Source organism: Pseudomonas sp. ok272 (assembly GCF_900109995.1).
Lineage (GTDB): Bacteria > Pseudomonadota > Gammaproteobacteria > Pseudomonadales > Pseudomonadaceae > Aquipseudomonas.
In genome coordinates, this window is record NZ_FOCB01000009.1 from 100587 (window position 1) to 112932 (window position 12346).

At 57.2% G+C, this 12346-nt stretch carries 12 protein-coding genes; all 12 read left to right on the forward strand.

The genetic code is table 11. The features are described from left to right. The first annotated feature begins 24 nt into the window (after positions 1 to 24). The 12 genes from serC (at position 25) to rfbA (ending at position 12334) form a co-directional block, all read left to right on the forward strand. Positions 25 to 1110, forward strand: coding sequence for a 3-phosphoserine/phosphohydroxythreonine transaminase (serC, locus tag BMW74_RS14645; protein WP_093422417.1), 1086 nt, complete (start codon positions 25 to 27; stop codon positions 1108 to 1110). Further along, a complete protein-coding gene (pheA, locus tag BMW74_RS14650) occupies positions 1110 to 2204 on the forward strand; it encodes a prephenate dehydratase (RefSeq protein WP_093421899.1) in 1095 nt (364 codons plus the stop codon). The genes serC and pheA overlap by 1 nt, the downstream gene beginning before the upstream one ends. Before the next feature lie 12 nt (positions 2205 to 2216). Beyond that, entirely contained in the window at positions 2217 to 3329 is a 1113-nt protein-coding gene (gene hisC, locus BMW74_RS14655; RefSeq protein ID WP_093421902.1) for a histidinol-phosphate transaminase, read from the forward strand. Between the two features lie 4 nt (positions 3330 to 3333). Further along, positions 3334 to 5565, forward strand: a complete 2232-nt coding sequence (locus tag BMW74_RS14660) for a bifunctional prephenate dehydrogenase/3-phosphoshikimate 1-carboxyvinyltransferase (protein WP_093421905.1) — start codon at positions 3334 to 3336, stop codon at positions 5563 to 5565. Then, entirely contained in the window at positions 5562 to 6251 is a 690-nt protein-coding gene (gene cmk, locus BMW74_RS14665) for a (d)CMP kinase (RefSeq protein ID WP_093421908.1), read from the forward strand. Before BMW74_RS14660 ends, cmk begins: the two co-directional genes overlap by 4 nt. 121 nt (positions 6252 to 6372) lie before the next feature. Continuing rightward, complete coding sequence (gene rpsA / locus BMW74_RS14670; RefSeq protein WP_014337228.1) at positions 6373 to 8067, forward strand: 30S ribosomal protein S1; 1695 nt, start codon at positions 6373 to 6375, stop codon at positions 8065 to 8067. 193 nt (positions 8068 to 8260) lie between these two features. Continuing rightward, on the forward strand, positions 8261 to 8542 hold the full coding sequence (locus BMW74_RS25480) for a hypothetical protein (protein WP_093422422.1): 282 nt from the start codon (positions 8261 to 8263) through the stop codon (positions 8540 to 8542). A gap of 161 nt (positions 8543 to 8703) precedes the next feature. Next, positions 8704 to 9000 (forward strand): integration host factor subunit beta, encoded by a 297-nt coding sequence (gene ihfB / locus BMW74_RS14680; protein WP_003189779.1) that lies wholly within the window; start codon positions 8704 to 8706, stop codon positions 8998 to 9000. A gap of 24 nt (positions 9001 to 9024) precedes the next feature. Beyond that, positions 9025 to 9255: a LapA family protein gene (locus BMW74_RS14685; protein ID WP_093421912.1), complete on the forward strand. Its 231-nt coding sequence runs from the start codon at positions 9025 to 9027 to the stop codon at positions 9253 to 9255. Positions 9256 to 9477: 222 nt separating this feature from the next. Beyond that, complete coding sequence (rfbB, locus tag BMW74_RS14690; RefSeq protein ID WP_093421915.1) at positions 9478 to 10554, forward strand: dTDP-glucose 4,6-dehydratase; 1077 nt, start codon at positions 9478 to 9480, stop codon at positions 10552 to 10554. Further along, positions 10551 to 11444 (forward strand): dTDP-4-dehydrorhamnose reductase, encoded by an 894-nt coding sequence (gene rfbD, locus BMW74_RS14695; RefSeq protein WP_093421918.1) that lies wholly within the window; start codon positions 10551 to 10553, stop codon positions 11442 to 11444. Before rfbB ends, rfbD begins: the two co-directional genes overlap by 4 nt. After that, positions 11444 to 12334: a glucose-1-phosphate thymidylyltransferase RfbA gene (gene rfbA / locus BMW74_RS14700; RefSeq protein WP_093422428.1), complete on the forward strand. Its 891-nt coding sequence runs from the start codon at positions 11444 to 11446 to the stop codon at positions 12332 to 12334. Before rfbD ends, rfbA begins: the two co-directional genes overlap by 1 nt. The last annotated feature ends 12 nt before the right edge of the window (positions 12335 to 12346 follow it).

The following is a 12346-nucleotide window of genomic DNA, read 5'->3' on the forward strand; positions in this document are numbered from 1 at the left end:
CGTGATTGCATAGCGAGAGTGGATGTGAGCAAACGAGCCTATAACTTCTGCGCAGGTCCCGCTGCGCTGCCTGAAGCTGTCCTGTTGCGTGCCCAGTCCGAGTTGCTCGACTGGCACGGCAAGGGCCTCTCGGTCATGGAAATGAGCCATCGCAGCGATGAGTTCGTGTCCATTGCGACCAAGGCCGAGCAGGATCTGCGTGATCTGCTGAATATCCCCTCGAACTATAAAGTGCTGTTCCTGCAAGGTGGCGCTAGCCAGCAATTTGCCCAAATTCCTCTGAACCTGTTGCCGGAAGGCGGTACGGCCGACTATATCGACACCGGTATCTGGTCGCAGAAAGCCATCGAAGAAGCCTCGCGCTACGGCCACGTCAACGTAGCTGCGACCGCCAAGCCTTACGACTACTTCGCGATTCCCGGTCAGAACGAATGGAAGCTGTCGCAAGACGCGGCCTACGTACACTACGCGCCGAACGAAACCATTGGCGGCCTGGAGTTCCAGTGGATCCCGGAAACCGGCGATGTACCGCTGGTGGCGGATATGTCCTCGGACATTCTCTCGCGCCCAGTGGATATCTCGCGCTTCGGCATGATCTACGCCGGTGCCCAGAAGAACATCGGCCCGAGCGGCATCGTCGTCAACATCGTGCGTGAAGACCTGCTGGGTCGTGCGCGCTCGCTGTGCCCGACCATGCTTGACTACAAGGTCGCGGCCGACAACGGCTCGATGTACAACACCCCGCCGACCCTGGCCTGGTACTTGTCCGGCCTGGTGTTCGAGTGGCTGAAAGAGCAGGGCGGTGTCGAAGCCATCGGCAAGCTCAATGAGGTCAAGCAGCGCACGCTGTACGGCTTTATCGATGCCAGCGGCTTGTACAGCAACCCCATTAACGTGTCCGACCGCTCGTGGATGAACGTCCCTTTCCGCCTGGCCGACGACCGCCTCGACAAGCCGTTCCTGGTTGGTGCCGAGGCGCGCGGTTTGCTGAACCTCAAGGGTCACCGTTCGGTGGGCGGCATGCGTGCCTCTATCTACAACGCGGTCGACATCAATGCCGTCAATGCGCTGGTTTCGTACATGGCAGAGTTCGAGAAGGAACACGGCTAATGTCTGAGCAAGAACTCAAGGCCCTGCGCGTTCGCATTGATGCCCTGGACACCAAAGTCCTGGAGCTGATCAGTGAGCGTGCGCGCTGCGCCCAGGAAGTCGCCCGGGTCAAAATGGCGTCGCTGGCTGAAGGCGAAGTGCCGGTGTTCTATCGTCCCGAGCGTGAAGCCCAGGTGCTCAAGCGAGTGATGGAGCGCAACCAGGGGCCGCTGGGCAACGAAGAGATGGCGCGGTTGTTCCGCGAGATCATGTCGTCGTGCCTGGCGCTGGAGCAGCCGCTGAAAGTGGCCTACCTCGGTCCTGAGGGGACCTTCACCCAGGCCGCGGCCATGAAACATTTCGGTCATGCCGTGATCAGCAAGCCGATGGCGGCAATTGACGAAGTGTTCCGTGAAGTGGCGGCCGGCGCGGTGAACTTTGGTGTGGTGCCGGTGGAAAACTCTACCGAGGGTGCGGTCAACCACACCCTCGATAGCTTCCTTGAGCACGATATGGTCATCTGCGGCGAAGTTGAGCTGCGCATTCACCATCATCTGCTGGTGGGCGAGAACACCAAGACCGACAGTATCAGTCGCATCTACTCCCACGCCCAGTCCCTGGCGCAGTGTCGCAAATGGCTGGACGCGCACTACCCGAACGTCGAGCGCGTGGCGGTATCGAGCAACGCTGAAGCGGCGAAGCGGGTCAAGGGTGAGTGGAATTCGGCAGCGATTGCCGGCGACATGGCTGCAGGCCTGTATGGTTTGACTCGCCTGGCGGAGAAAATCGAGGATCGCCCGGACAACTCCACGCGATTCCTGATGATCGGCAGTCAGGAAGTGCCGCCGACCGGCGACGACAAGACCTCGATCATTGTGTCGATGAGCAACAAGCCGGGTGCGCTGCACGAGTTGCTGGTGCCGTTCCACGACAATGGCATCGACCTGACGCGGATCGAAACCCGTCCGTCGCGCAGTGGCAAGTGGACCTACGTGTTCTTCATCGACTTCGTCGGTCACCATCGCGACCCGCTGGTCAAGAGCGTGCTGGAACAAATCAGTCAGGAAGCAGTGGCACTTAAAGTGTTGGGTTCCTACCCCAAAGCAGTTCTCTAAGGGCGTTAACAAATGAGTGGCGACTTCCTCGCTCTGGCACAGCCGGGCGTGCAACAACTTTCGCCTTACGTTCCGGGCAAGCCCGTGGACGAACTGGCTCGCGAGCTGGACATCGATCCGGCCAGCATCGTCAAACTGGCGAGCAACGAGAATCCGCTGGGTGCCAGTCCCAAGGCGCTGGCGGCCATTCGTGAAGCGCTGGCCGAGTTGACCCGCTATCCGGATGGCAATGGCTTTGCGCTCAAGACCCTGTTGGCCGAGCAATGCCGTGTCGAACTCAATCAAGTGACGCTGGGCAATGGCTCCAACGACATTCTTGAGTTGGTGGCGCGCGCCTATCTGGCGCCGGGCTTGAATGCGGTGTTCAGCGAGCACGCCTTTGCGGTCTATCCGATCGTCACCCAGGCGGTCGGTGCCGATGCGCGCGTGATTCCGGCCAAGGACTGGGGGCATGACCTGTCCGCCATGCTGGAGGCGATCGACAGCAACACTCGCGTAGTGTTTATCGCTAACCCGAACAACCCGACCGGGACCTGGTTTAGCGCCGAGGCCCTGGATGAGTTTCTCCAGGATGTGCCAGCGCGTGTACTGGTGGTGCTGGATGAGGCCTATATCGAGTACGCCGAAGGCAGCGAGTTGCCTGACGGCCTGGATTTCCTCGCCGCTTACCCGAACTTGCTGGTATCGCGGACCTTCTCCAAGGCCTACGGCCTGGCAGCGCTGCGCGTTGGTTATGGTCTGTCGACGGCGGTGGTGGCTGATGTGCTGAACCGCGTTCGCCAACCCTTCAACGTGAACAGTCTGGCGCTGGCTGCGGCCTGCGCTGCGCTAAGGGACGACGAATACCTGGCTGAAAGCCGGCGCCTGAACGAGTCTGGCATGCAGCAGCTTGAGCTGGGTTTTCGCGAGCTGGGGTTGGGCTGGATTCCTTCCAAGGGCAACTTTATTTGCGTTGATCTGGGCCAGGAGGCCGCGCCGATCTTCCAGGGTTTGTTGCGCGAGGGTGTGATCGTGCGTCCGGTGGCCAACTACGGCATGCCGAACCATCTGCGCATCACCATCGGCCTGCCAGCCGAAAACAACCGGTTCCTTCAGGCGCTGGCCAAGGTTCTGGCTCGTGGTTGATGTCATGACCGTGCAACCTGCTGTGCCCGGAATTGGCCGCCTGGTGGTGGTCGGCCTGGGGTTGATCGGTGGGTCGTTTGCCAAAGGCTTGCGTGAGAGCGGCCTGTGCCAGGAAGTCGTCGGTGTCGACCTTGACCCGCAATCGCGCCAGTTGGCGGTTGAGTTGGGGGTGGTGGATCGTTGTGAGGATGATCTGGCGGCTGCGTGCGTTGGGGCGGATGTCATTCAATTGGCTGTGCCGATCCTGGCCATGGAAAAACTCCTGGTGCGCCTGGCTGGCATGGACTTGGGTTCGGCAATCCTGACCGACGTCGGCAGCGCCAAGGGCAATGTGGTGCGTGCAGCCACCGAGGCGTTCGGCGGCATGCCGGCGCGCTTCGTGCCGGGGCATCCGATCGCGGGTTCCGAGCAGAGTGGGGTAGAGGCGTCGAATGCCCAGCTTTTCCGCCGGCACAAGGTGATCCTCACGCCGCTGGAGCAAACCGACCCTGCCGCACTGGCGCTGGTTGACCGGCTCTGGCGGGAGCTGGGTGCCGATGTCGAGCACATGCAGGTCGAGCGTCACGATGAGGTGCTGGCTGCGACCAGCCATCTGCCGCATTTGCTGGCGTTCGGTCTGGTCGACTCGTTGGCCAAGCGCAATGAAAACCTTGAGATCTTCCGTTACGCTGCGGGTGGCTTTCGCGATTTCACAAGAATCGCCGGTAGCGACCCGGTGATGTGGCATGACATTTTTCTCGCTAACCGCGACGCTGTCCTGCGCACACTTGATACATTTCGCAGCGACCTCGACGCCTTGCGCGACGCGGTCGATGCAGGGGACGGGCATCAACTGCTGGGCGTTTTCACTCGCGCCCGGGTTGCCCGCGAGCATTTCAGTAAAATCCTGGCCCGCCGGGCCTATGTGGACGCTATGAACTCCAACGACCTGATTTTCCTGGCACAACCTGGTGGCCGCCTGACTGGGCGGATTCGTGTACCGGGCGATAAATCGATTTCCCACCGCTCGATCATGCTTGGCTCCCTGGCCGAGGGTGTTACCGAGGTCGAGGGTTTTCTTGAAGGTGAAGACGCCCTGGCTACGATTCAGGCCTTCCGGGACATGGGTGTGGTGATTGAAGGTCCGCACCATGGTCGTGTGACCGTGCACGGCGTCGGCCTGCACGGCCTGAAGCCGGCGCCTGGCCCGATCTATCTGGGTAACTCCGGTACGTCGATGCGCCTGTTGTCCGGTCTGCTGGCTGCGCAAAGCTTCGATAGCACCCTGACGGGTGACGCATCGTTGTCCAAGCGCCCGATGAATCGCGTGGCGAACCCATTGCGTGAAATGGGCGCAGTGATCGAGACCGCTGCCGAAGGTCGTCCTCCGATGATCATTCGCGGTGGCAGCAAGCTCAAAGGCCTGACCTATACCATGCCAATGGCCAGTGCCCAGGTTAAATCCTGCCTGCTGTTGGCGGGTCTCTATGCCGAAGGCAAGACCACGGTCACCGAGCCTGCGCCAACCCGCGACCATACCGAGCGCATGCTCCGTGGTTTTGGTTACCCGGTGGCGGTCGAAGGCGCTACGGCGTCGGTCGAGTCTGGCCATAAGCTCAGCGCCACCCACATCGAAGTGCCAGGCGATATCTCCTCGTCGGCGTTCTTCCTGGTGGCCGCCTCGATTGCCGAAGGTTCGGACCTGGTGCTTGAGCATGTCGGGATCAATCCGACTCGTACCGGTGTGATCGATATCCTGCGCTTGATGGGGGCTGACATCACCCTGGAGAATCAACGTGAAGTCGGTGGCGAACCTGTGGCTGACCTGCGCGTACGGGCAGCTAAACTCAAGGGTATCGAGATTCCCGAGGAGCTGGTTCCGTTGGCAATCGATGAGTTCCCGGTGCTGTTCGTTGCCGCGGCTTGCGCTGAGGGGCGGACCATTTTGCGTGGCGCCGAAGAGCTGCGGGTCAAGGAGTCTGATCGGATCCAAGTGATGGCGGATGGCCTGCTGGCATTGGGCGTCAAGTGCGAGCCGACTCCGGACGGCATTATCATTGATGGCGGCCAGATCGGCGGTGGCGAGGTGCATGGTCACGGCGATCACCGGATTGCCATGTCGTTCAGCATTGCTTCGTTGCGCGCCAATGCGCCGATCCGCATCCATGACTGCGCCAACGTCGCAACGTCGTTCCCCAACTTCCTCGCGCTGTGCGCGCAGGTCGGTATTCGTGTCGCCGAAGAGGCTCAGTCGTGATCAGCATTGCACCGGTTATCACCATTGACGGTCCTAGTGGCTCCGGTAAGGGTACCGTCGCTGGAATGCTCGCCAGGAAACTGGGTTGGAATCTGCTGGATTCTGGTGCGCTGTACCGTCTGTTGGCATTCGCGGCTACCAATCATGGCGTCGGCATGGCCAATGAAGAGTTGTTGGTGAAGCTGGCTGCCCACCTGGATGTGCAGTTCATTGGTGCCGAACCGGGCAAACTGCAGCAGATTATCCTTGAGGGTGAAGATGTCAGCAGCGTGATCCGTACCGAAACCGTTGGGGCCGGGGCCTCCATGGTCGCTTCGTTGCCGGCGGTGCGTGATGCCTTGTTGCAGCGCCAGCGGGCATTTCAGGAGGCTCCAGGGCTGGTGGCCGATGGCCGCGACATGGGCACAGTGGTGTTTCCCGACGCCCCCTTGAAGATTTTTCTGACGGCCAGCGCCGAAGAACGGGCACGCCGTCGATATTTGCAGTTGAAGGGCAAGGGCGAGGATGTTAGTCTGTCGAGTCTGCTAGATGAGATCCGTGTGCGCGATGAGCGCGACACCCAGCGAGCGGTAGCCCCGCTCAAGCCGGCGGTCGACGCGATTCAACTGGATTCCACGGAGTTGTCCATCGAGCAGGTAATGGAACGCATCATGAGCGAAATCGCCCTGCGCGATATCGCCGGATGACCAAGAAATACCGCGGGGGACCAGTCATAGTCTTGCGGTCTTTCTTTTATATGAACGTAACCCACATCGTCTGGGATGTGGCAGATGGGCGTATTCTTCGCCCTTATCAACAGGAATTAAAATGAGCGAAAGCTTTGCGGAACTCTTTGAAGAAAGCCTAAAAACCCTGAATCTTCAGGCAGGCTCCATCATCACCGGTGTTATCGTTGATATCGATTACCAGGCTCGTTGGGTAACCGTTCACGCTGGCCTGAAGTCTGAAGCACTCATCCCGCTTGAGCAGTTCTACAACGACGCTGGCGAGCTGAACATCAACGTCGGTGACGAAGTTCACGTTGCTCTGGATTCGGTTGAAGACGGCTTTGGTGAAACCAAGCTGTCCCGTGAAAAAGCCAAGCGCGCTGAATGCTGGATCGTTCTGGAAGCAGCCTTCGCAGCCGAAGAAGTGGTCAAGGGCGTTATCAACGGTAAGGTTAAAGGCGGCTTCACTGTCGACGTTAACGGCATCCGTGCGTTCCTGCCTGGTTCTCTGGTTGACGTCCGTCCTGTGCGTGACACCACGCACCTGGAAGGCAAAGAGCTGGAATTCAAGGTCATCAAGCTCGACCAGAAACGCAACAACGTTGTTGTTTCCCGTCGTAGCGTCCTCGAAGCCGAGAACTCCGCTGAGCGTGAAGCTCTGCTGGAATCCCTGCAGGAAGGCCAACAAGTCAAAGGTATCGTCAAGAACCTCACCGATTACGGCGCATTCGTCGATCTGGGTGGCGTCGATGGCCTGCTGCACATTACCGACATGGCTTGGAAGCGTATCAAGCATCCATCGGAAATCGTCAACGTTGGCGATGAGATCGATGTCAAGGTTCTGAAGTACGATCGCGAGCGCAATCGTGTTTCCCTGGGCCTCAAGCAACTGGGTGAAGATCCATGGGTTGCTATCAAAGCCCGTTACCCAGAAAGCACCCGCGTTACCGCGCGTGTAACCAACCTGACCGACTACGGCTGCTTCGCTGAGCTGGAAGAAGGCGTTGAAGGCCTGGTACACGTTTCCGAAATGGACTGGACCAACAAAAACATCCACCCTTCGAAAGTCGTACAAGTCGGCGACGAAGTGGAAGTTATGGTTCTGGACATCGACGAAGAGCGTCGTCGTATCTCCCTCGGCATCAAGCAGTGCAAATCTAACCCATGGGAAGATTTCTCTGGCCAGTTCAACAAGGGCGATAAAATCTCCGGCACCATCAAGTCGATCACCGATTTCGGTATCTTCATTGGTCTGGACGGCGGCATCGACGGCCTGGTTCACCTGTCCGACATCTCCTGGAACGAAGTGGGCGAAGAAGCTGTTCGTCGCTTCAAGAAGGGCGACGAGCTGGACACCGTTATCCTGTCGGTTGACCCAGAGCGCGAGCGTATCTCCCTGGGTATCAAGCAACTGGAAAGCGATCCGTTCTCCGAGTACGTTCAAGAGAACGACAAAGGCGCAATCGTTAAAGGCATCGTGAAAGAAGTTGACGCTAAAGGCGCCATCATCACTTTGGCTGACGACATCGAAGCGACTCTGAAAGCCTCCGAAATCAGCCGTGACCGCGTTGAAGACGCGCGTAACGTTCTGAAAGAAGGCGAAGAAGTAGAAGCCAAGATCATCAGCGTTGACCGCAAGAGCCGCGTAATCCAGCTCTCCATCAAGTCGAAAGACGATGCTGAAGAGAAAGAAGCAATCCAGAGTCTGCGCGACAAGCCAGCTACCTCTGACATTGCTGCTGGTCCTACCACTCTGGGCGACCTGTTGCGTGCACAGATGGAAAAGCAGAACTAAGTTCTGTCAGACCATAGAAAAAGGGCGACTTCGGTCGCCCTTTTTTGTGCCTGCGATTTGTCGGTTGTGGTGGAGGTATTGAAACCAAGTCTCTGAAGTCGCAGATCTTTTTTGGTAGAGGTTTCTTTATTTGGGCTAGGCTTAGCCTGAAGCTAGGGCTGGTCGGATGAAGGGTGTGGTCCTTGGGAGGCGAATGGGCAGGTTTTTAGTAGTGTTCGTTGTGCTGACTCTGGTGGGCTGCACCACCAATGCCAAGACCCACGTGGTGCGTGGGGTCAGTGGGGTTGAGATCGACTGTTCGGGGCTTGGTTCGGGCTGGGAGCGGTGTTACGCGCGTGCAGACAGCGAGTGCAGGGCTGACGGGTACAAGGTTGTTGCCAGGTCCAGTGATGCCAGGGAGGAGGATCAGGACTACCCGTTTGGCTGGAATCCGGCGGGATACCTCACCCGTACTATGTTGGTCATCTGTAGGTAGTTAATACATGGGGTACTGTTTGCTCAGGCTGGATCTGGTGTTCTGGAAATGTCACTTGAGCGGTCGCGCAGATAAGTCAATGCTTGGGCTTTTCAAATTCCGTTGGGCATGCTAAAACCTTTGAAGCGCTGATCTAGCTGCTTGAAAAAGAAGGGAAAAATATGACGAAGTCGGAGTTGATCGAACGAATTGTCACCCATCAAGGGCTGCTCTCATCCAAGGATGTGGAGTTGGCCATCAAGACTATGCTTGAACAAATGTCCCAGTGCCTGGCTACCGGTGATCGCATCGAGATCCGTGGCTTTGGCAGCTTCTCACTGCACTACCGCGCCCCGCGTGTAGGTCGCAATCCTAAGACCGGTCAGTCCGTCAGCCTTGATGGCAAGTTTGTGCCGCATTTCAAGCCGGGCAAGGAATTGCGTGATCGAGTGAATGAGGAAGAGGAGGAGGGGGTTTGATACTCGGCGCTCAAGGAGTGAATCATGCGTAACCTCAAAAAAGTGCTCCTTGTTGCTTTGATTTTGTTGTTGATTCTGGTGGTGCTCGCATTCGTGCTGGAGAATCAGCAGCCCGTTTCTTTGTTGTTCCTGGGGTGGGCTGGGCCGCAGTTGCCGATATCCGTCATGATGGTTTTGGCGCTACTCGTCGGAATGTTGCTCGGGCCTGGACTCAGTTGGTTCTTGCGTCGAACCTTACGCAGAAAGCGCGTCTAATCTGGCAGCATCTAGCAAAGAGACCGCGCTACAGTTTGTCTATATCCATTAGTAAAACCCCGATTAAACTGTAAAATGTCGCGCCTGTCCGAACTGCGATGTGTCTCTGGTTCGGCAAGTACGGACTCTGTAAAGGCTCGGCCCGGCTTGAAGGTTTTTGCATTCATGGATTAGGCAGCGCCCGGTTAAGGGTGAGGCCTGTAACTCAAGGGTATGGTTTGCGTGAAAATTCTAGTAACTGGCGGCGCTGGATTCATTGGCTCGGCTGTCATTCGTCACATCATCTCCAATACAACTGACTCTGTCGTGAACGTCGACAAGTTGACGTATGCAGGTAACCTTGAGTCATTGGCCGAAGTTAGCCAGAGTGCGCGCTATGTCTTCGAGCGAGTTGACATCTGCGATCGTGACCAGATCGACCGTGTGCTGCGTGAGCATCAACCGGATGCAATCATGCATTTGGCCGCTGAGTCCCATGTCGACCGTTCGATTTCCGGTCCGTCTGAGTTCATCCAGACCAATATCATTGGTACCTACACGTTGCTAGAGGCCGCGCGCCACTATTGGGCGGCCTTGGGAAGTGAGCGTAAAGCGGCTTTCCGGTTCCACCACATTTCGACTGATGAAGTTTACGGAGACCTTGAAGGTCCGGAAGACCTCTTCACTGAAACCACGCCTTATCAGCCTAGCTCGCCATACTCGGCCAGCAAAGCCAGTTCAGATCACTTGGTTCGTGCCTGGAGTCGTACCTACGGCCTGCCAACCTTGGTCACCAATTGCTCGAACAACTACGGCCCGTGCCACTTCCCTGAGAAGTTGATCCCATTGATCATTCTCAATGCGCTGGAAGGCAAGCCATTGCCGGTCTATGGCAAAGGCAACCAGGTTCGTGACTGGCTCTACGTCGAAGACCACGCTCGTGCACTGTACAAAGTCGTGACCGAAGGTGTTTTGGGGGAGACCTACAATATCGGCGGCCATAACGAGAAGCAAAATATCGAAGTGGTGCATACGCTTTGTGCACTGTTGGACGAACTGCGCCCTGATTCGGCTCATCGTCCGCACGCCAGCCTGATCACTTATGTTCAGGATCGTCCAGGGCATGACCAGCGCTACGCAATCGATGCAAGCAAAATCCAGCGTGAGTTGGGCTGGACCCCGGAAGAAACATTCGAAACCGGTATTCGCAAAACGGTCGAATGGTACCTCAGCAACACTGAATGGGTAGAGCACGTGAAGAGCGGCAGCTACCAGCAGTGGATTGATCAGAACTACGCGGATCGTTCGAGCAAGGCATGAAAATCCTTCTGCTGGGAAAAAATGGCCAAGTGGGGTGGGAGCTCCAGCGTTCCCTCGCACCGCTTGGTGAGTTGATCGCACTTGACCGCCATCCGGCCGATGGTTTGAGCGGTGACCTGTCTGATCTCGATGCGCTTCGTGCAACGATTCGTCAGGTCAAGCCCGACGTCATTGTCAATGCCGCGGCTTATACGGCTGTCGATAAGGCTGAGTCCGAAGCAGAGCTTGCTGACCGTGTGAATGGCCAGGCGAGCCAGGTCATGGCTGAGGAAGCCAAAGCGCTCGACTCCTGGCTGATCCATTACTCCACCGACTATGTCTTTAGCGGGCAGGGTACGAAGCCATGGGAGGAGACCGACGCAGTCGCCCCGGTGAATCGCTACGGTGCCAGCAAGCTGGCGGGCGAACAGGCCATCATTGCCTCCGGTTGCAAGCACCTGATCTTCCGTACCAGTTGGGTCTATGCTGCGCGCGGTAATAACTTTGCCAAGACCATGCTGAGATTGGCCAAGGATCGCGAGACGTTGAGCATAATTGCTGATCAGGTAGGAGCCCCTACGGGTGCAGACCTGATCGCCGATATCACCGCGCTAGCCCTTCAAAAAGTCGTGCAAAATCCTGAGCTCGGGGGGCTTTATCACTTGGCCGCTGGTGGTGAAGTGTCCTGGTACGGCTATGCTAGCCACGTTATCGGTTTTTCCCGTCTCCAGGGCGAGCAACTGGCTGTGACAACGCTTAACCCGATCGAGACCGTAGCCTATCCAACACCTGCGCGCCGCCCTTTGAACTCACGTTTGAACACTCAGAAGCTGCGTGACAATTTTTCTCTACACTTGCCGGATTGGCAAAGTGGTGTAACCCGAATGCTTATGGAAGTTCTCAATAAATGATCAACACGACAAATCGTAAAGGCATCATTCTCGCGGGTGGTTCAGGCACGCGGCTGCACCCGTTGACCCTTGGTGTCTCGAAGCAGATGCTGCCGATCTACGACAAACCGATGATCTTTTATCCGCTGTCGGTACTGATGCTGGCAGGCATGCGCGAGATTCTGATTATATCGACGCCTGAAGACCTGCCTTGCTTCCGTAAGTTGCTGGGTGACGGCAGCCTCTACGGCATTAAGTTGACCTACGCGGAACAACCTAGCCCGGACGGTCTGGCACAAGCCTTCATTATCGGTGAGGAGTTCATTGGCAAGGATCCGTGCTGTCTGATTTTGGGCGACAATATTTTCTATGGTCAGCACTTCTCTGACAATTTGCGTTCAGCCAGTACGCAGCAGAGTGGCGCAACGGTCTTCGGCTACCATGTGTCTGATCCGGAACGTTTTGGGGTTGTTGAGTTCGACAAAACCGGTCGCGCGCTGAGTATCGAAGAGAAGCCTCTCAAGCCTAAGTCCAACTACGCAGTTACCGGGTTGTACTTCTATGACAATGATGTTGTCGAGATTGCTAAAAGCATCAAGCCATCAGAGCGCGGCGAGTTGGAAATCACGGATGTAAACCTCGCTTATCTCGATCGAAAAGCGCTCAACGTAGAGATGCTGGGCCGTGGCTTCGCCTGGCTCGATACCGGCACTCATGACTCCTTGCTCGAAGCCAGTCACTTCGTGCACACCATCGAGCAGCGTCAAGGCCTGAAGGTGGCGTGCCTCGAAGAGATCGCTTATCACAACGGTTGGATCACTGCCGAGCAGTTGGGGGCTCAGGCAGACGCTCTGAAGAAAACGGGCTATGGTCAGTACTTGCAGAAACTTCTGGACTTGCCTTCCCTCTGATTCGGAAGCTCA